Raw genomic sequence first — 20,382 nt, forward strand, 5'->3', positions numbered from 1 at the left:
TTTGTCAATGTCAAGGGTCACAAGTTTAGAACAAAAAATATACATACATTCAGTTAACTCTAAACTGGTAAACATAAAGTCTAGCTTCGACCCTTACCTTTGATTTCAGCAATGGCACAATGCTCAGGTGATTTGTTGAGCAGTCTTGAGCTTTGGACTATAGACTAATGACTAATGACTAATGACTAATTAACCAATGACTAGCAATTTAGAGGCTCAACTTTTAGCACTGCGGCAAGAAGGAGAAAAAGCGATCGCAGCCGCCGATACCCTAGAACGCCTAGAAGAACTCAGAGTAAGCTATCTGGGTAAAAAAGGGCAACTGGGGGCACTGTTGCGGAGTATGGGGCAAATGAGTGCAGAGGAACGACCGAAAATTGGGGCGATCGCCAATACAGTCAAAGAGTCCCTGCAAACTAGTTTAGACCAGCAACGCGCCGCCTTAGAAGCCGCGCAAATTGAGGCACAGCTAGAGGCTGAAACTTTAGATGTGACTATGCCGGGAATTTACCGCCCTCAAGGTCGCATCCATCCCTTAAATGGCATTATTGACCGGGCGCTGGATATCTTTGTCGGTATGGGCTATACGGTGGCTCAAGGGCCAGAAATGGAAACAGATTATTATAATTTCGAGGCTCTCAATACCCCACCTGACCACCCCGCCCGTGATATGCAGGATACTTTCTACCTGCCAGATGGTAATCTCCTACGTACTCATACATCGTCAGTGCAAATTCGTTACATGGAAAGAGAGGAGCCACCCATCCGGGTTGTTGCTCCTGGGCGAGTTTATCGGCGAGATAATGTAGACGCCACTCACTCAGCAGTTTTCCATCAAATAGAACTTTTAGCAATTGACGAGGGATTAACTTTTACCGACCTCAAAGGCACAATTAAGGTATTTCTACAGGCAGTATTTGGCGATTTGCCAATTCGCTTCCGCGCCAGTTATTTCCCGTTTACCGAACCCTCGGCTGAAGTAGATTTGCAGTGGAATGGGCGCTGGTTGGAGGTGATGGGCTGCGGTATGGTCGATCCAAATGTACTCAAGTCTGTGGGTTACGACCCAGAAGTTTATACCGGGTTTGCTGCCGGTTTTGGTGTAGAACGCTTTGCAATGGTGTTACACCAAATTGACGATATTCGCCGCTTATACGCTAGCGATTTGCGTTTTTTGCAGCAGTTTTAGGCAATTGCAAGGTCAATCAGTTATTAGTGAACAGTTATCAGTAAAGTTGATAACTGTTCATTGTTTTAATAGTCAACGAAATTGTACCAGAATAAATTTGGTAAGCTATTAGTATCTAACTTCTATTGAAGCGATATGACTGCAATCACTGGCAAACGTCTAACGCTTGAGGAATATTTGAAGTATGACGATGGCACGGATAGCCAGTATGAACTGGTGGCAGGTGAGTTAGTTGCAATGCCACCCGAAAGCCCAAAAAATGTCCAGATATCTCTCTTTTTGCTAGTAAATTTCCTCAAGTTCGTCCCGTTCAATCGGTTGAGTAACAAAGCTGAAATTGTTGTTGCTGGTTCTCGTGCGACAACTCGCATTCCTGATCTTGTTGTGCTAACAGATGAACTAGCAAAAGCTTTACAAGGCTCAACGAGATCCACAATTACTTTGGATATGCCACCTCCAGCACTGGTTATCGAAGTCGTTTCTCCTGGCAAAGCTAATGAAGACCGGGACTATCGCTACAAACGTTCCGAGTATGCTGCAAGAGGAATTGCTGAATATTGGATTGTTGACCCCCAAATGAACAGGATTACTGTACTAACATTAGTTGATGGGCTTTATGAAGAAACTGTATTTGTAGGAAACACATTAATTGTTTCTACTATCTTCACAGAATTACAGCTAACCGCAGAGCAAATACTCAACGCTGGAGAAAGCCATGCGGGTGATGCCATTTGTTAGTTTAAATTTAAAAAGAAGACAGATGAAGTGATTTTAGAGATGCGATCGCCCAGTTTTCTTGCGCGGTCGCCGCTATTGCTTCTGGTAAAAGCCTTGGTATATACGCCTCAAGATACTTAGAATCTTACACTCAAAGTAGTATCTTTTCTAGTTATCAATTTAAATATATTTACGATGTATAATTAGCTAACTTTTATATTATAAGTGTAATCATTCAATTCAATATATACTTATGAATGCCGCTGAAATAATATATTTTACTTTAGCAAAATATAAATTAGATCCTAGTGCTCAACATTATTTAGTCATAGTAGATGCAATGCAAAAGTATCAGGCTAACCCTCCTGATATTTTTATTAATGATATGAAGGATGCAAACTACATCTCAAAGTATGAAAATTTAACAATTTATAAACAATATTCTTTTGAGGAAGATAGATTAATCAGTCTAGATGATTTATATCATAAATTTATTATGTGTCCTAACGGTGTAACTTCTGACAATTTTCAACAAGTATTAAGAGAATATAAAAATGAATTTACAAGAAATCCTAACATCATAGATCCATTTGATATTTAGCGATTTTCTGGTCTAGTAAAGCCATTTCCTTCATCGCTGTTACATATTGCACAAGTAAACCAGCCTGCTGTAACCAGAACTATTGGTAAACTAGAAGCAACGCCAGTTCTGCTGAGGGATTCGTTCTATGTTTGCTGAAACTTCCTCGCGCTACGTTACCCGCAACCCTGAAATTTTGAGTGGAGAGCCAATTATTATAGGTACTCGCACATCTGTTCGTGCCATTGTCGGTTTGTGGCGACTGGGGATTATGCCAGAAGAAATCCTGAACCATTTGCCGCATTTAACGCTGGCACAAGTGTTTGATTCCTTGAGTTTTTATCTCGATCATCAAGCAGAGATTAATGAATACATTGAGCGAAACCGAGTACCCGATGAATTAATACATCCATCTGTAAAAGCTATATTGGGCCAATCGTGACGGTTTTTACTGCACTTTATAACGATGAGGACATGTCAGCGTTGGTTGCTACACTGTTACGTTCGCGCGGTCTGGATATCACAACTGTTTCGGAACAAGCAACCCTCGGCAAAACTGACCGCGAACAACTTGAATTTGCAACTTCTGTAGGCAGATGTATTCTGACACATAACCGTGTCGATTTTGAGCGGTTGCATCTCCAGTATCTAGAGGAGAATAGAGAACATTTTGGTATTATCGTTGTGCCTCAAAAAAACGCTTATGAAGTGGCGCAACGGATTGGTATTCTAGTAAGCACACTAACGGCTGATGAAATTAGAAATCAGTTGTTGTATGCATGAATTATTCCAAAGTAAAAATATTAAGGTGGTCAGTGAATGACACTAACCACACTTTTTGAGACTTTATTTAACTACTCCTGAATGACCTGGGATATCTCCCAAAGGTTCAAATCTACCACCTAAGTATTTGGCGAGAAACTCCTCAGCGATCGCATAAAAATGCAAGCGATTTTCTGGTCTAGCAAAACCATGTCCTTCATCGGGGTAAAGTACATATTGCACTGGTAAACCAGCTTGCTGCATGGCTGTGACAATTTGGTCACTTTCTGACTGTTTCACCCGTGGATCGTTTGCACCTTGACCGATGAGCAAAGGTTTTTGAATGCGGTCAGCAAAAAATAAAGGCGATCGCGATTTGAGAAACTCCTGTTCTGTCTCTAAATTACCAACACGGTGATAAAGCATTGCTTTGAGTGGTTCCCAATAAGGCGGTATAGTTTGGATCAGGGTAATCAAGCTACTTGGGCCTACAATATCTACACCAGCGGCAAAAACTTCTGGTGTAAAAGTCAATCCCACTAAGGTAGCGTAACCACCATAAGAACCACCCATAATTGCAATCTTTTGCGGATCGGAAATACCTTGTTCTACTAACCAGTTAATACTGTCAATCAAGTCGTCGTGCATTTTGCCAGCCCATTCGCGATTGCCAGCATTCACAAATGCTTTACCATAGCCAGTGGAACCGCGATAATTAACTTGCAGCACAGCATAACCTCGGTTAGCTAGCCATTGTGCCTCCGGATCTAAACCCCATGTATCCCGCACCCAAGGGCCACCGTGAACTAGCAATACTGTTGGTAGATTCTGGGCAGGTATACCCACCGGAGTTGTTAAGTAACCGTGGATAGTCAAACCATCCCGTGCCTCGAAGCTAATTGGTTGCATTAATGCTAACTGCAACCCTTCAAGTTTAGGTTGGTTACTAAAGAGAAAAGTGCTAGTTTTCGACTCTCGGTTGTAAGAATAGTAATAAACTGGGCCATTGTCAGTGTTGTAAGCCACTAGCCAAGTTTTGTCTTCTAAGTCGCGGCTAATTAGAGAAAACTCTCCAGGACGCACCTTGGCAAGTTCCTCAAAATCAGCGGCGATACTCTGGTCGATTATTTGCCATTCCTGTTTGTCTTTATAAAAAGAAATTGCTTGGATAACTCGCGTTAATGGCTGGATAATTATCCCCGCGACATCATACTGTTTATCTTCAGTAATGACAGTTTCCTGATGAGTATCTAAGTCAATAGCTAGCAGACGTAGGGCGTTGGCGTCGTGATTGCCTTCAATATAAAGTGTTTTACCATCAGCCGAAAAGCTAACAGCACTCCCTTCCTCCTCCGGCCCCCAGTGGCGGAGAATTTCCCACTGTTGGTCTGGCGTTTTCAATAACAAGTCGTAACCACCATCAGGAGTGCTAGCTGTGGCTGCACGTACTTGCAACTTGGCATCCTCTGTCCAACTGATAATGTTACCGGGGTTGTCAGTGTCGAACTCAACTGCACCATTTTTCAGGTTTATACGGTATATATCAAACTTTTGAGGATTGTTTAAGTTCATCCCTACCAGTACTTGATCTGGAAATTTGGGTTCCAGTCCCACTACTTCGGCTTTTACACCCTGGAATGGAGTTAGGTCACGCACAATCTTTGACTGAACATTAACCAAGTAGAGGTGAAAGTTTTCGTCACCGTCCGAGTCTTGCATATAAATCAACTGGTCGGCGTTATAAGTCCAGAAGAAAATGCGGACGCCACGTTTTTTATCAGCAGTTAGTATTTGGTCGTCTTCTTGTCCTACTGTTCGCAACCAGACTTGTAAGACATTGTTTTCGTCTGGGGCGATATAAGCCAAGTACTTGCCATCAGGCGAGAGTCGTGGGCTAGTTTTTTCAGGGTTCCCAAAGAGAATTTCGCGTGGAATCAGGGTTGGTAGTGCGGTTGCTTGTGCAGATGACATATTTTCATTCTCTACTTGACTCCCTTATTGTCACTTGGTAGAGAACATGACAATTCATCCCATTGGGTGAACCTATCAGCAGCAATTATCACAATGTCCGCAACGCCAGTTAGTAGCTTCTTTATCAAAACCAAAAGCATTTAACAAAAACTGCCAACGACACTGCTTGGTAGTCAGATATTGATGCATTTGTTTTGCAGCGTGTAATTGTGTTGATGGCTGATTTTTCGCGCCTTGCTGAATGCTGTAATGAAACGGGTCAAGCCAGTTTAGCTGACCGCTGCTGTGAAGTGAAGCTAAAGCGATCGCAGCTTCGGGAAATTGTCGCGTCACTGCATTGATTTCTCCCTGTTTTGGCAGTTTTTTGACTAATTGTTGGGCTATTTGTTGTTGCGATCGCATTTGTTGTTGAAAAAACTGCTGTCTGTGCTTATCTTCTGGGTCTAACCACCCCGTCGGTTCACTCACCAAAGTCAGCGCCTCAGCTGGTTTCCCATCCCGTCCAGCCCGACCAATTTCTTGCACATATTCAGACAACAGATGCGGTGCGTGAAAGTGAATTACCCAACGCACATCTGGTTTATTTATCCCCATACCAAATGCACAGGTACAGACCACAAAGGGCATTTTTCCGCCTAACCAGCTTGCTTCTACTGCACGGCGTTCTGCTGCACCTAATCCCGCATGATAACTAGCTGTGGCATAACCCATCTCTGCTAACCATTGGGCTAAATTCTCGCTATCTCGCCGAGTGCGGACATAAACTAAACCGGATTGTTGGGGTCTATTTTGAATAAACTTTAATAATTGTTGTTTCCTACCTTGCGGTGTCCAAGCTATGCGGACGCTGGGATGCAAGTTAGGACGGTAAGGATTCAGGCGAAAAATCTCTGGTTGCTGTAATTGTAAAACTGTTTGAATGATTTTTTGGGCTAAGGGGTCAGCAGTCGCAGTAAAAGCAGCGATGCTGATTTTTGTTCCTGGTGGTTTTGATTTGAGTAATGCAGGCCGTACCGCTCCTAATCTGCGATAAGCTGGTCGAAAGGTTTCACCCCATTGCACTAAACAATGGGCTTCATCCAAAATCAAACCGTTAATTTGCAATTCCGGGTGACATAATCTTTCCCATACTGGCGCACTCAGTAAAGTCTCCGGCGATAAATAAAGTAATCTTAGCTGTTGACGTTCCAAAGCTTGCAGAGTTGCACGGCGTTGATATGAAGACAATTCACTATGTAAAAGTGCAGCTTTTTGGTGACTTTGTCGTAGTTCCTGTACTTGATTTTCCATCAGCGCTACCAAGGGCGAAACTACTAAAGTTAATCCTGTTTGTAGCAGTGCAGGAAGTTGAAAGCAAATCGACTTTCCGCCACCAGTGGGCATAATAATCAGTGCGTCTTTTTGTGCCAATAAACTACTGATAATTTCTCCCTGTGGTGAACGGAAATCTTCATAACCCCAGATTTTTTTAAAAGCTGCGCGGACTTCTTGCCAAGATTTTGTTGTTGGCTGATTCATAATCAATAGTAGATGCACCCATATCCTTGAACACTGAATATAGCCTCTGCTTTCTAGCTAATGGTTCAGTAATTTCATCATCTTATGTTGCAATTCATTGACCACAATAATGAATTAAAATTAATTCTTATGTCTCAATATATTAGACCTCTTGCATAAATGCTTAAAATGTCATGTTGAGCGGAGCGAAACATCTGAGTGAGATTCCTCTCTGCACTGCGTTACGCATCCTGCGGGAAGCAAGCTACAGAATGACATTACTGATTTTTGGACTTTTGCAAGAGGTCTATTAAATAAAAGATGCAATGATATGAACGAAGAATTAAAACATAAGTTTTATATCAATAGTGATAAATCTAAACTAGATATTCAAATGATTCATGATTTTTTACAGACTTCCTATTGGGCTGAGAACATCCCTTTAGCCACTGTAGAAAAAGCAATAAAAAATTCTTTATGTTTTGGACTTTATGAAGGTGAAAAACAAGTTGGTTTTGCGAGAGTTATTACTGATTATGCAACTTCTGCGTTGTTAAAAGATGTTTTTATTCTGGAGCCTTATCGAGGGCAGGGTTTAGGGAAATGGTTTGTAGAATATATTTTAGAATATCCAGAGTTACAAGACGTTCAAAGGTGGTTGTTAGGCACAAAAGATGCTCATGGACTTTATCGCCGTTATGGTTTTAAAAATTTGACAGAACCGGAAAAAATCATGATGCGTTTAAATCCCAACGCTTATCAAGTGTAAGCGATCGCAAGTAAATAGGTTAGCGTGAAGCAGGCAGAAAGCAGAAGGAATGTAATAATATGGTGGGCGGCTCATAAACCCCACCATAAGGTTTTAGGAATGGAAAGGACAACCACCTGCGGTTAATTTTTGCAAAAAGGTATTATTATCAAAATAATGCTCTAAAGATTCAATCTTTAAATCATCAGTAACACGAGCAATACTAACTCCTACTATTTCTATTGTTTCTCCTGTGGGTACATAATCTTTATAAGAACCATTAAATGTTCCCCAATGTCGCCACTTAAAGGTAACATTAGGCGGACCTGAAAGAACTTCTGTCAATTCCCAAAGAAATCCATTAGAAAAGGCATTATGAAAAAGTTCAAATGAAGATTCAAAGGTTTCTGATTTGGAGCTATACTGCTCACTTTCACCCAGAAATAAGTTATAAGTACCTTCTACTGCAACATCTTGGGCAGTGTATTGTTGTCCCCCATTACTACTCATCTTAAACTTATCAGTAACAATCGAAAGCCACTGTTGAGGATTAGTTTTATGAGAAGCTTCCATCTCAAAAGTTCGGACTAAATTTTGGGCGATCGCTTCTAAAGAACCTTCTGGATGTTGAAATTTACTCTCTTGATGAAGAGATTCATTGGTGTAAGAATAATCAGGACGTCTTCCTTCTCGCCACTGTACTTCTTCATCATGAGCAATGACTATATCTCTATCTTGTACCCAGAGCGGCAATTCTGTAGTTTTCTCGCTACTCATACAAGTGGACTGATTATAAACATCGTTTTTTAGAATAAAGTTTTCTGGGTATTAAATAAATCAGAAAATCTAAAAAGTAAAAAATATTCATACTTGAGTGTAGCCAGCACCCCTCTCCCAAATTTCAATTTGAATGGTATTTCGGTTCAAGATTTTTAGGACTTACGCACACTCTACAAATTCTCGGCGTTCTTCTCTACGAGACGCTGCGCGTTGGCGGAGCCTCTCGCAGAGAAGGCGTCTTGGCGGTATGCCTCCGGCACGCTACGCGAACGATAAATTAAGCTTTTTGGCAACTTTTGCGTAAGTCCTGATTTTTATGAATTGTTGGACTTACGCACTGAAGCCTGAAACCCCGATCCCCCCTAACCCACGCCAGTCGCTCCACTTGGGGAGACCCCATCGCATGATTGCGTCTCCCCTTCTCCTACGGTGTACACACATCTCTGTACAAAACCAAAATCGTTGTATATCCTCCTAAAATCCCCCTTCAAAAGGGGGACTTTGAGAGGTTTTTGCCCCCCTTTTGAAGGGGGGTTGGGGGGATCAAAAGCCTGTGGGGCAACTCTAAAAGACTTGTGTGTACACCGTAGCCCCTTGGGAGAAGACCGCGCTGGCTCCCCTTAAAAAAGGGGGAACGTCTAAAGCCCCCTTTCTAAGGGGGTTGGGGGATCTGAGTGCGTAAGTTCTGGAATTGAACATTCGTACGATTTGGGAAGAAGGGATAAACCTCCAAATATTGGCCCTACTGTTTAACAATGGCGGGTCAGATGCCTTTGCCTTCAACCTTCATCGCCTTACTTGATATGCAAACGTGTGTAGTTTTGTACTTCAGCTGGTATGTTAATCGTTGACTGCACACGAGAATCGGCGATCGCCTTTCCGGCAACTAATTGCAGTGGCACAACACCCGCCCACACTGGTAAAGCGTAGTCGGCTTCATCATCCAGTGGTGGGCCTGTCCGCACTTTGGCAGATGCCTCTGCTAAAGGTAGGGAAAGCACTAGAGTTCCTTGTAACTCCTGGCGGCTGGGTTGGCGCACTTGTGCCCATCGTCTCGGCACTACATGGTCAGTGAAAGCTTGCAGAGCTGCTAATTTCTGTTCAGCGTCTTGGACTATAGTTGCTGTACCAAATATTACTACAGAACGATAGTTCATCGAGTGGTGGAACGCAGATCGCGCCAGTACTAGCCCATCTAGCAAGGTGACAGTCAAGCAAACCTCGATACCAGTCTGAAGCGATCGCAACATCCGACTAGCTGGTGAGCCATGAATGTACACTTGGTCTTCTACTCGACCATAAGCAGTGGGAATGACAAATGGCTGTCCATCTACGGCAAATCCTAGATGGCAGACTAACCCTTCGTCCAAAATCTCATAGATTACCTGACGCTCATAATTTCCCCTTTGGGATACTCGTTTGATCTGACTGCGCTGTGTGGGATTAATACGATCTAAACTGCTCATAACTATTTGCTCCAATTACAAGAAAATTACTGTATTTACATCAAATCCAGGTGCATTGCATTGCTCTGTGAGAAACCAAGGCTGGAGTAGACTGGTTTACCTGATGGAGAAGCATTGAGAACTACTCGCGTGCAACCAATCGCTTTTAAATGAGCGATCGCACTATTAGTTAAGTGTTTGGCAATGCCTTGTCTGCGATGAGACGGTTCAACGTAAACACCCCAGATGTATCCGAATTTTCGGTATTGCGCTTTCAGCACATTTGGGTATAAACCTGCAAGCAATTGACAACTTGCAGATCCCACAACTGCGTTGTTCACTTCTGCCACAAAAGCTTTGTAAAACAAATCCTCACGAGCTTGTTCAGTAAACTGGAGAGTAATATCAAGCCAGTTAGGGTCGATAGCTTCATCAGGAATGCCAATATCTCGCCACATTTGATAAAAGTGCTGTGCAATCAGTGAGCCTTCTTGGGGAATTGCTTCTCTAATGGTGATGTGTTCCGTCAGCATCTTTGAGGGTGCTTATTTCAACAACTGTCAGCGTAATTCCCCAAGTGGTCTTAGACAAGAGCCAATTTGATAATTTAATACCAGTCCACTTTCATTATCAGATTATGGATTTAGCGATCGCCCTCGACAGCAATTCTGCTCTACCACTGCATCAGCAGCTATATCAAGAACTGCGTCAAGCTATTCTCAGCGGGCGGTTGTCGCCTGAAAGACGTGTTCCTTCGACGCGATCGCTGGCACAATCTCTAGGAGTTTCTCGCACTACTGTTACCCAAAGCTATGAACAACTTTTGAGTGAGGGTTATTTGACAACGATTGTAGGTTCTGGTACGTTTGTGTGCGCTCAACTTCCCGATGACCTGCTGCATTCAACGCCCATAGAGTCTAGTCAAATTACTCGTCCACCAATCAAATTAAATCGCTATGGGGCAGGTTTAGCCCAAATAGAGAATGTCCCGAAAATCACCGAACCTGATGCCCCGATTAACTTTCGCTACGGAAGACCAGCTTTTGATCAATTTCCCCTCAAGCTGTGGCGCAGGTTACTATCTCGTTACTTTTACTGCAATTTGAGTTGGCTGGATTACTCGACAGAACCCCTGGGTTACAAACCTTTGCGGGAAGCGATCGCTCGCTATCTTTCTACTTCCCGTGCTGTCAAGTGTGAACCCAATCAAGTGTTGATTGTTAATGGTACTCAGCAAGCACTCGATTTAATCGTGCGTCTTTTGATCGAACCTGGGGATGTCATTGCACTTGAAGACCCTGGCTATATGAGCGCACGCCTCATTTTTCAGTCTCAGGGCGCTCAACTCTTACCGATTACTGTCGATAGCTCAGGCTTGATAGTGAAGGAACTGGTATACGCCAGCCAACCAATCCCACTGGTGTACGTAACGCCTTCTCACCAGTTCCCAACTGGTGCAATCTTGTCTTTACCTCGCCGCTTAGAATTACTAGCTTGGGCACAGCAGACTGGGGGATTAATTATCGAAGATGACTACGACAGTGAATATCGCTATGGTGACAGACCCATCCCTGCTTTGCAAGGATTGGATCGAAGTGACTCAGTACTGTACATTGGTACTTTCTCAAAAGTGCTTTTTCCCGGATTGCGGATTGGCTATCTGGTATTGCCAAAGAGTTTAGTTTCTTTATTTGCCCGTGCAAAGTGGTTGAGCGATCGCCATCTACCATTACTAGAACAGCAAGTACTTGCAGACTTTATCGCTGAAGGGCATTTAGAACGTCATATTAGAAAAATGCGATCGCTTTATGAACGGCGTTGTCAAGTCCTTGTTAAGGCTTTAAATGTTCACTTTGGACAACGAGCAACTATTTTAGGAGAAAAGGCTGGAATTCATTTGATGGTGAAATTGCACAGCTATCTCAATGATGAAGAGATCATTCAACGTGCTGCTCAAATGGGCGTTGGTATGATGTCTGCCAAACTGCAGTATCTCAAACCCAATAACACAGGTGAGTTTATCTTCGGCTACGGTGAACTCTCAGATCAGCAGCTAGTAGAGGGTATTCGCAGATTAGCTCAAATTCTAGTTTTGTGAAATTTTTTTCTCTTTGTGCCTCTGTGCCTATATGATTTTAATTTATACCTATTAAATTAATGATTGCAACAAATCTTTTGGTAGAGACGTTGCAATGCAACGTCTCTACATGGTCTATCTGTCACATTCTTTTTTGAAATTGGTATTATTTAACCACAGAAACGCAGAGAACACAGACAAAAGTTTGAGCTAAGGAAGCCTTAGATCAGAACTTCGGTAATAAAGACGTTATCGAATTTAGAAACTGTTTAGTACTGCAAACAATTCTGCTGATAATTCACCTTCAGCAACCTTCGTCACAGCACCTTTCATAGAAATTGTAAAATCATTGTTTACTTGAATCAAAATTTCTCCGCCAGGCATTTGCACAGTAATAGATGAATCGCACAAACCAAGTTTATGTGCAACAGCCGCGGCTGCACTGCTACTACTACCTGAAGCTAAAGTGTAGCCAGCACCCCTCTCCCAAATTTCAATTTGAATAGTATTTCGGTTTAAGACTTTCATGAATTGAACATTGGTACGATTTGGGAAGAAGGGATGAACTTCTAATATTGGCCCATACTGTTTAGCAGTGGCGGGCTTAACTTCAGCTAGAGGAATCACACAGTGCGGATTACCAATAGTCGCTGCACAGAAGGTAAAAGTTTTATCGCTAACATTGATTTTTTCTTCAATTACTTCTCTGCGTAGGCGTAGCTCCCCGTAGGCATCGCCAACTACTGGAATATCATTACTCCAAAAACTAACTTTTCCCATCTCTACCTGAACCGTTTTCCCTGCATCTTGGATAACCGATTGAACCAATCCACCCACAGTTTCAATTGTGAATGGTTCTTCGCTAACAAGACCTCTATCCCAGAGGTAGCGAGAAAAAATTCGCAGTCCATTACCACTCTTTTCGGCCTCACTCCCATCTGGGTTGAAGATGCGTAATCCAAACTGTGCTGTTTCGGATGCTAGTGGCCCCAACAAGATACCATCTGAGCCAATTCCAAAATTCCGATGGCAAATTGTTTTAATTTTTTCAGTGGTAAGCGGAAATAATAAATCCTGGGGATTAATAACTAGATAGTCGTTGCCAAGAGCATGATATTTGTAGAACTTGATCAATTTAGGTTGCTCACACATCACTACAAGGCAAAAAAATTGCTGTACTTATCTCTGATAGTGATATGTTTTTCTGTCAGCATGATTTCTAACAAATTTCCGTCACCACACATTTAACTCCTCCCCTAAGTAGCCGTCATGAACTGATTACACCATAACTAATCAAAACCCTTTTTTTCTTTGTGTCTTAGTGCCTTAGTGGTAAAAAATATTGAACCACAGAGACACTAAGACACAAAGTATTTTCAAGTTAGAGAAGGAGTTTTTTAGCTGATGCTAAAAATCAGATTTGGTACTTTTTATTATGGGCAATTTGACAGGTATGATCTCAGACTTTCTGTGCAGATACTTCCTCTGGCTTTTCTTGAGTTTGTAAAGATGCATAAAGCCGATTAAGCGCATTTACATAAGCTTGTGCAGAAGCAACAATGATATCTGTGTTCGCAGCATGACCAGAAAATACTCTAGATTCATGTCGTAAACGGATGGTTACTTCTCCAATCGCATCGATACCAGCTGTTACTGATTGCACAGAAAACTCAATCAACTGGTTGGGTACATTCACTACACGGTTGATAGCCTTGTAAACTGCATCTACTGGGCCAGTACCGATCGCCGCATCGGTTAATTCTTCACCTTCTGGGGTGCGGAGGGTAACTGTAGCAGTGGGACGGGCGTTACTCCCACAGGAAACTTGCACCAATTCTACACGGAATAAATCGGGTGCTTGTTGGATTTCATCATTAGCGATCGCTTCCAAATCCCGATCAGAAATTTCTTTCTTTTTATCCGCTACCTCTTTAAATTTGACGAATGCTTTATTTAATTCGGTTTCCGACAGTTCAAAGCCCAATTCTTTCAAGCGGGTACGGAAAGCATTTCTGCCTGAATGTTTACCCAAAACTATTTGATTGTCTGTCAAGCCAATCAATTGGGCATCCATAATTTCGTAGGTGAGCTTATTTTTTAACACACCATCTTGGTGAATACCAGACTCATGGGCAAAGGCATTTGCTCCAACTATTGCTTTATTTGGTTGCACTAGCATTCCTGTCAAATTAGAAACTAAGCGCGAGGTTCTATAAATCTCACGAGTGTCGATATTTGTCAGGGGTTCTTGAGATTCAGCTGGTCTTCCGAAATAAAAGTTAAAATATTGCCGCCGGACATGTAATGCCATCACTAACTCTTCTAGTGCTGCATTTCCGGCTCGTTCACCAATACCATTAATCGTACATTCTAGTTGCCGCGCCCCATTTTTTACAGCTTCTAAGAAGTTAGCAACTGCCAAGCCTAAATCATTATGTCCGTGAACAGAAATAATCGCTTGATCAATGTTGGGGACATTTTCTTTAATGCCCTTAATTATTGCTCCAAATTCGCTGGGGGTGATGTAACCCACAGTGTCAGGAATATTAACTGTTGTTGCACCAGCAGCGATTGTCCGCTCTAACACTTGGTAAAGAAATTCTGGATCAGAACGAGCAGCATCCATCGGAGAAAATTCTACATCAGCCATGAAGGACTTGGCATAAGCGACCATTTCTTCGGCGATCGCTAACACTTCTGCTCGTGACTTCCGCAGTTGATACTCTAAATGAATATCAGAAGTAGAAATAAATGTGTGAATCCTACCTTTAACTGCTGGCTTTAATGCTTCTGCCGCAGCTTCAATATCTGCTTTAATTGCTCTTGCCAAACTACAAATTACAGGTCCATTTTCTGTCCCCACAATTTGGGCAATTTTGCTAACTGCCTCAAAATCTCCAGGGCTAGCAAAGGCAAAGCCTGCCTCAATTACATCCACACCCAGACGAGCTAGTTGCTTTGCTATAACTAACTTTTCGTCTATATTTAAAGTTGCTCCTGGACACTGTTCTCCATCTCGAAGTGTAGTATCAAAAATGATGATTCGCTCTGTTTTGTTTGTCATTTGTACTTTGCTGTTTAATGTTTACTTGTAGCTCAAAATATCTTCAACCTTGGTTTTTATTTTACTCTTACGTTTGTAAATAATTGTTAAGTTGATTAACCTTCTGTTTTTTCTATTTGATCTCTGATATCATTTAAATCTATATATCTGTCCGTAGCATTACGCAATTCTCTAGCTATCATCCCTTCTGTAGATACTACTGTAATATAAGTATTTTTTCCTCGTAATAATTCAATTGCCCTTTCAAAATCTCCATCACCACTAAATAATACTACCCGGTCATACTGCTCTACTGTATTAAACATATCTACAACAATTTCAATATCTAAATTAGCTTTTTGCGAGTAACGACCAGATGAATCATCGTAGTATTCTTTGAGAATTTTAGTTCGTACTGTATATCCCAGACTAATTAGAGCATCTCTGAAACCTCGTTGATCTTGTGGATCTTTTAAACCAGTGTACCAGAATGCATTAATTAAGGCTGTGTCTGGTTGTTCGTATTTGAAGTATTCTAAGACTCGCCGCGGGTCGAAAAACCAACCATTTTTTTGTTGAGCATAGAACATATTGTTTCCGTCTACAAAAATAGACAGACGATTCATTGGAGAACCCATAGAAATTTACACCTAATAATAGAAAAGAATTTAGATGGAACAATAGATTATAGCAATTCTCAAATGACAAGTTTGCTAATATCTATAAAGTTACTCTTCATCTATAGCTTTTATGTTACAGCTTTCAAAGCATAAAATCGGCTAAAACATTGGATTTGAGATCCTGGGCGCTAGACCTTTTTCACCTCCGGCACTGCAAGAGCCACCCTGTGATCAAAATCTACCAATAAAATAGACTGAGTAACAGCATTCTTTGCTGTATAACACTAAAGTTTACTCCTAAAGAGGTATAACATAGGCTTAAGGTAGGATATAAGTTGATGCCTATCTATAAGTTTTGCTGTCAATAGAAGGCTCGCTTTATAGAGAACACCAACATTGCACTAGAGACAGAATCCGCCTTTGGAACAGCTTTTGGTAGACCTCGTAGTTTGGGTTGTACCTGTTGGCGATCGTAGAGTAAAATTTTGCTGCAACCAAGTGCAGAGGCGAAGTATCTCTGGCTCTGAATCTGTGGAATAATCACAAGTTATAACTCACTCAGAGAGAGAAAATAAATCAGACAGTACTTGAGTTGGAATCTCTTGAGGGCTAGCTCTACCTACACAAGTTCGTTGAGGAAGAAAGGATACTTTACAAATATATAAGTTTCTCATTTAAGTCTTATTTCAACGTGATTGCTTTCAAACAGGGACTAAATAAATAAAAGTGTTGTACCTAAATCAATCAGTAGCATGATATGGCAGAAGAACCTACATCTACATTAACTAAAAAATATGTCTCTGCTGCCAATAGACTTTTAAGTAAACCTACAAAAGCAACTTCGACGGTATCAGTACGCCAGTCCAAGCTGATGGCTCGTCTAGGTCATCTACTTGCTGGTACTTTAACAATGGGGGCAGCACTGCTGAGTGCTTCTAATTTAGGCTTGGTTCAATTAATGGAAAATCAAGCACTTTCTACTTTTTTTCAGCTGCGCGGGCCGATTGTGCCTCCAGAAGATATTGTAATTTTAGCTATAGACGATCAGTCAATCTCAGTCCCCGAACAGTACTATAAAACAGATACGCAACAGTATGCCTACTTAGAAACACTGAAATCTTTTCCCTATAAACGTGCTGCATACGCCCAGGTAATTTCAAAGCTAATTAAGGCTGGTGTACGCTCTGTAGCGATAGATGTCGTTTTTGACACACCAAGTAGCTACGGAGTTGACGACGATCGCCAACTCCAAGCAGTATTACAAAAATATGGTAGTAAAGTCACCTTAGCAGCACTCTACGAAAATTTTGAAACGCACCAAGGGCCGTTCATGCAACTGGCACAGCCGCAACAAATTTTTCGTACAGGGTCAGTGTCCATTGGTTCAGCTAATTTTCCCATAGAGGTTGACGGTAAGGTTCACCGATTAGCGAGCGAGTTTCCCAAATTGTTAGCTGAAAATAATTTGTTAACAGCGAAACTACCCTCATTTGATGATGCAGTACTAAGAGCAGCCCAAGTAAAATATCCTCAGCCAAAAGGCGATCGCATTTATTTTTGGGGACGTGCAGGTACATTTGAACCAATTCCTTTTTGGTACGTATTCGAGCCGGAAAACTGGAACAATTATTTGCAGCAGGGAAAGGTTTTCAAAGATAAGATTGTCTTGATTGGTTCAACAGATAAGTTAAGCAATGATTATCATGCAATAGCTGCTACCAACACCATTGAGCGGATGTCTGGAGTGGAAATTCATGCCAATGCGATCGCAACTTTAATGACAGGTAAAGCAATCACCGTTGCAATTAAAAGTCCATTGCTGCGGGGTTTATTTGTACTAGTTTTGGTTGGCGGTACAGTTTTACTTATTACTACAAGCAAGCGCGGCATCAATAGATTGCTGTCTAGCATCGTCCTGGCTAGTATTTGGGGAGGAATAAGCTATGTGTTATTCGTCTATGGTCAGTTAAATTTTCCTACTACTATACCAATGCTTGCGATCGCCATGAGCGGACTTTCCTATCTGGGAACTGAAGTAGCTAGGGATAAGCTCAGAACACGCCAATTAATCGACATTTTTCAAAGATATAAATCTTCCCCTGTTGTCCAAGAGATTATCAGCCAGCAAAATGATTTGCAAGACTTACTCCAGCAGCGAGATTTAGCTGTATCGGGAAAAGTACTTGCTGGACGCTACAAAATTGTGAAAGTTCTCGGTTCAGGTGGATTCAGCGAAACCTACATTGCTGAAGATATCCAACGTCCTGGCTACCCGCGATGTGTTGTCAAACAGCTAAAACCAGTCAGCACCAAATCAGAAGGGTTGCAACTTGCTAGACGTTTATTTAACTCCGAGGCGCAAACACTAGAAAAACTGGGAACACACAACCAAATTCCTCAGCTCTTAGCTTATTTTGAGCAAGACGAAGAATTTTATTTAGTTCAAGAGTATGTAGTTGGTCATCCTCTAAGTCAAGAACTACTATCAGACAAACCCCTTTTGGAAACCACAGTTATCGAAATTGTCAAGGATTTATTGCAAACATTGACATTTGTCCATCAAAACGATGTGATTCACCGGGATATTAAACCTGGTAATATTATTCGGCGACACTTAGACCGCAAGCTGGTACTAATTGACTTTGGTGCTGTCAAAGAAGTCATCGCAAATCAGCTTGATAGTCAAGAGCAAACCCCCTTTACCATTGGCATTGGGACTCAAGGTTATGCACCAAGCGAGCAATGTTTTGGGCGTCCTCAGTATAGTAGTGATATCTATGCAGTCGGCATGATTGGGATTAAAGCCTTGACTGGTATAGCTCCTCATGAGCTAGATAGAGACGCTTATGGTGAGTTAAGGTGGAGCGACAAGGCCCAGGTAAGCAACTCCTTCGCTGAGATTCTCAGTAAAATGGTGCAAGATGACTTCAAACAGCGATATCAGTCTGCATTAGAAGCTCTTGAGGCGCTGGGCAAAGTAGTATCTCAAGGCAGATATGTATTACAAGACAACTCATCTTTAGCTTTAGACGATTCCGAAGCTCCTACTAAACCTTGGCCAGGTGAATCTTAGGCTGTGTCAACTACTCCGCTTCGCTATGTCAAGTCAAGAGTCCAGATTCACCTCATGAATAAATACATTCGTTTGTATCCTTCTTTAATGCTATGGCCCTTTCAAGGTGTCATGTATTTTTCTTTGTGTCTTAGTACGGGCAGTCCGTTCAAGTCAAGCCACTGCCTTGCGGGGGTTCCCCCCGTTGTGGCAAGTGGCGCGGGAAACCCGCCCACACGGCTGCCTTCGCCTTTGTGGTTAAAAAATTGACTTTTAAACCACAAAGCCACTGCGAAAAGTATGAGCGCCGGCTTCCGGCGATAGCGTAGCGGTAGCGAGTCATCGAGCGTCTGGCTGCGCCAACGCCAAGGGCGAACATAACTTTTAAAGACAAAGACACGAAGGTGAAAAGCCCAAAATTGAGTAAATTTTTTTGGGATTTTGACCCAAGTGCTTTTGACTTTTGACTCCCCGAAAAGTTGGTCAGTCCCTAATTTAACTTAACGATAGGAACTCTTCTCCTGCTGTAGGATGAATACCTATTGTTTCATCTATGTCTTCTTTGGTGATACCCTTACGAATTGCAACACCCAAACTTTGAATGATATCGGCTGCATGTTCACCCACCATGTGAGCGCCCAAAACTTGCCCAGAATTGCCGTCTACTACTAACTTTATCGTTGTTTGCTCATCCTGCTTAGTCATTTGAGATAACAGCGGTTGAAATTGGGTGCAGTAGCATTTTACAGATTCACCAAATTTTTCTCGCGCCTTTGCCTCTGTCATCCCCACGCTTGCTGCTTCTGGACGGCAAAAAACAGCAGATGGTACATAATCATAATTCAGTTTTTGTGGCTTATTGCCAAAAACTGTATCGGCAAAGGCTTTACCTTCTGCCTTGGCAACTGGTGTTAATTGCAAGCGGCCGGTACAGTCACCCACAGCAAAAATGTTTTCTTGGCTAGTGCGGCTGTATTCATCTACTTTAATTGCGCCTTGTTCGTCAAGTTCAACATTGGCGTTTTCTAAACCGAGATTCTTGGTATGCGGAGTGTAACCTGCGGCTACTAGGATAGTGTCTGCTGTAATGATTTCTTGGCGCTTACCAGTAATCATTAACAACAAACCCTCTTCTGAGTATTTGATTTCTTGAGCAGTGCTGTTGGTGAAAAATTGAATTCCCCGTTTGCTCAAACCCCGTTGCATCGCAGAGCGGATGTCATCATCAAACCCCGATAAAATCATCTCATCTTTTTCGATAACTGTTACCTCGCAGTCGAAAGCATGCATCATGCTAGAAAATTCTGCGCCAATATAGCCACCGCCAATAATTGCCAACCGTTTTGGCAGATAGGGTAAGTGAAACATCTGGCGAGATGTGATGGCGTATTCTATACCTGGGATGTCTGGCTTGACGGGTTGACCTCCCACAGCAATTAAAATTTTGTTTGCTGTAACTTTGCGTCCATCAATATTGATAGTATGGGCATTAATAAAAGTGGCATGTTCATGGATCAGTTCAATTCCAGCGTCGTGCAACTGCTGAAAATAGGAGTGGTTAATGCTGTCAATATGCTGGTGTACTGACTTAATAAATATTGTCCAGTCAAAGTGTGCTTGACACTCACTCCATCCGTAACTGTACGCCATTTGATTTTGCAGGGCGAAGTCAGCAGCGTAGACAATTAATTTTTTGGGAATACAGCCGCGATTAACACAAGTACCACCGGGGGCTTCTTGTTCAGCTACGGCGACACGCACGCCGTAACTTGCTGCTTTTTTAGCTGCTGCCAATCCCCCAGGCCCAGCGCCAATGACAAACAAATCGTAATCAAATGTCATAAAAATCTGTTCCTTTTTAACTGTTTGGAAAGCAGAGCTATTTCATCCCTTATAGTTAT

18 protein-coding genes are annotated in these 20,382 nt (G+C 42.1%); 8 read left to right on the plus strand and 10 right to left on the minus strand.

Translation table 11 applies throughout. The features are described 5' to 3' along the window. Positions 1-196 precede the first annotated feature (196 nt). The 5 genes from pheS to HCR01_RS16165 all read left to right on the plus strand — a co-directional run bounded on the left by pheS (position 197) and on the right by HCR01_RS16165 (position 3,269). On the plus strand, positions 197-1,189 hold the full coding sequence (gene pheS / locus HCR01_RS16145; protein ID WP_193197168.1) for a phenylalanine--tRNA ligase subunit alpha: 993 nt from the start codon (positions 197-199) through the stop codon (positions 1,187-1,189). 135 nt (positions 1,190-1,324) lie between these two features. Further along, positions 1,325-1,927, plus strand: coding sequence for a Uma2 family endonuclease (locus HCR01_RS16150; RefSeq protein WP_193197169.1), 603 nt, complete (start codon positions 1,325-1,327; stop codon positions 1,925-1,927). Between the two features lie 232 nt (positions 1,928-2,159). Next, entirely contained in the window at positions 2,160-2,507 is a 348-nt protein-coding gene (locus HCR01_RS16155; protein WP_193197170.1) for a hypothetical protein, read from the plus strand. Between the two features lie 127 nt (positions 2,508-2,634). Then, positions 2,635-2,928, plus strand: a complete 294-nt coding sequence (locus HCR01_RS16160) for a DUF433 domain-containing protein (RefSeq protein WP_193197171.1) — start codon at positions 2,635-2,637, stop codon at positions 2,926-2,928. Next, positions 2,925-3,269 (plus strand): DUF5615 family PIN-like protein, encoded by a 345-nt coding sequence (locus HCR01_RS16165; protein WP_193197172.1) that lies wholly within the window; start codon positions 2,925-2,927, stop codon positions 3,267-3,269. Before HCR01_RS16160 ends, HCR01_RS16165 begins: the two co-directional genes overlap by 4 nt. 63 nt (positions 3,270-3,332) lie before the next feature. Here the strand turns inward: HCR01_RS16165 and HCR01_RS16170 are convergent, their stop codons facing one another. Then, on the minus strand, positions 3,333-5,219 hold the full coding sequence (locus HCR01_RS16170) for a S9 family peptidase (protein WP_193197173.1): 1,887 nt from the start codon (positions 5,217-5,219) through the stop codon (positions 3,333-3,335). Between the two features lie 75 nt (positions 5,220-5,294). Beyond that, positions 5,295-6,737, minus strand: coding sequence for a RecQ family ATP-dependent DNA helicase (locus tag HCR01_RS16175; protein ID WP_193197174.1), 1,443 nt, complete (start codon positions 6,735-6,737; stop codon positions 5,295-5,297). A 310-nt stretch (positions 6,738-7,047) separates the two neighbouring features. On the opposite strand from HCR01_RS16175, the gene HCR01_RS16180 reads away from it, so the two are divergent. Then, complete coding sequence (locus HCR01_RS16180; RefSeq protein WP_193197175.1) at positions 7,048-7,485, plus strand: GNAT family N-acetyltransferase; 438 nt, start codon at positions 7,048-7,050, stop codon at positions 7,483-7,485. A 93-nt stretch (positions 7,486-7,578) separates the two neighbouring features. Here HCR01_RS16180 and HCR01_RS16185 read toward each other — a convergent pair whose 3' ends face one another. The 3 genes from HCR01_RS16185 to HCR01_RS16195 all read right to left on the minus strand — a co-directional run bounded on the left by HCR01_RS16185 (position 7,579) and on the right by HCR01_RS16195 (position 10,222). Beyond that, positions 7,579-8,241, minus strand: a complete 663-nt coding sequence (locus HCR01_RS16185; RefSeq protein WP_193197176.1) for a SnoaL-like polyketide cyclase — start codon at positions 8,239-8,241, stop codon at positions 7,579-7,581. A 797-nt stretch (positions 8,242-9,038) separates the two neighbouring features. After that, positions 9,039-9,710 carry a pyridoxamine 5'-phosphate oxidase family protein gene (locus tag HCR01_RS16190; protein ID WP_193197177.1) on the minus strand — a complete coding sequence of 224 codons (672 nt, stop codon included), beginning with the start codon at positions 9,708-9,710 and terminating at the stop codon, positions 9,039-9,041. Positions 9,711-9,745: 35 nt separating this feature from the next. Beyond that, a complete protein-coding gene (locus HCR01_RS16195; RefSeq protein ID WP_193197178.1) occupies positions 9,746-10,222 on the minus strand; it encodes a GNAT family N-acetyltransferase in 477 nt (158 codons plus the stop codon). A gap of 104 nt (positions 10,223-10,326) precedes the next feature. Between HCR01_RS16195 and HCR01_RS16200 the strand changes: the two genes are divergently transcribed. Next, the gene (locus HCR01_RS16200; RefSeq protein ID WP_193197316.1) at positions 10,327-11,787 is read left to right on the plus strand and encodes a PLP-dependent aminotransferase family protein; all 1,461 of its coding nucleotides are present in this window, start codon (positions 10,327-10,329) and stop codon (positions 11,785-11,787) included. A 237-nt stretch (positions 11,788-12,024) separates the two neighbouring features. Here HCR01_RS16200 and dapF read toward each other — a convergent pair whose 3' ends face one another. The 4 genes from dapF to HCR01_RS16220 form a co-directional block, all read right to left on the minus strand. After that, a complete protein-coding gene (dapF, locus tag HCR01_RS16205; RefSeq protein WP_193197318.1) occupies positions 12,025-12,897 on the minus strand; it encodes a diaminopimelate epimerase in 873 nt (290 codons plus the stop codon). A gap of 328 nt (positions 12,898-13,225) precedes the next feature. Further along, positions 13,226-14,830 carry a 2-isopropylmalate synthase gene (locus HCR01_RS16210; protein ID WP_193197179.1) on the minus strand — a complete coding sequence of 535 codons (1,605 nt, stop codon included), beginning with the start codon at positions 14,828-14,830 and terminating at the stop codon, positions 13,226-13,228. Positions 14,831-14,925: 95 nt separating this feature from the next. Continuing rightward, positions 14,926-15,447, minus strand: a complete 522-nt coding sequence (locus tag HCR01_RS16215; RefSeq protein ID WP_162394409.1) for an NYN domain-containing protein — start codon at positions 15,445-15,447, stop codon at positions 14,926-14,928. A 343-nt stretch (positions 15,448-15,790) separates the two neighbouring features. Next, positions 15,791-15,973 (minus strand): hypothetical protein, encoded by a 183-nt coding sequence (locus tag HCR01_RS16220; protein ID WP_193197180.1) that lies wholly within the window; start codon positions 15,971-15,973, stop codon positions 15,791-15,793. 213 nt (positions 15,974-16,186) lie between these two features. On the opposite strand from HCR01_RS16220, the gene HCR01_RS16225 reads away from it, so the two are divergent. Continuing rightward, on the plus strand, positions 16,187-18,502 hold the full coding sequence (locus tag HCR01_RS16225) for a CHASE2 domain-containing serine/threonine-protein kinase (protein ID WP_193197181.1): 2,316 nt from the start codon (positions 16,187-16,189) through the stop codon (positions 18,500-18,502). Positions 18,503-18,976: 474 nt separating this feature from the next. Here the strand turns inward: HCR01_RS16225 and gorA are convergent, their stop codons facing one another. Then, on the minus strand, positions 18,977-20,323 hold the full coding sequence (gene gorA / locus HCR01_RS16230) for a glutathione-disulfide reductase (protein ID WP_193197182.1): 1,347 nt from the start codon (positions 20,321-20,323) through the stop codon (positions 18,977-18,979). Positions 20,324-20,382: the final 59 nt, after the last annotated feature.

Source organism: Nostoc sp. MG11, assembly GCF_014904695.1.
Taxonomy (GTDB): domain Bacteria; phylum Cyanobacteriota; class Cyanobacteriia; order Cyanobacteriales; family Nostocaceae; genus Komarekiella.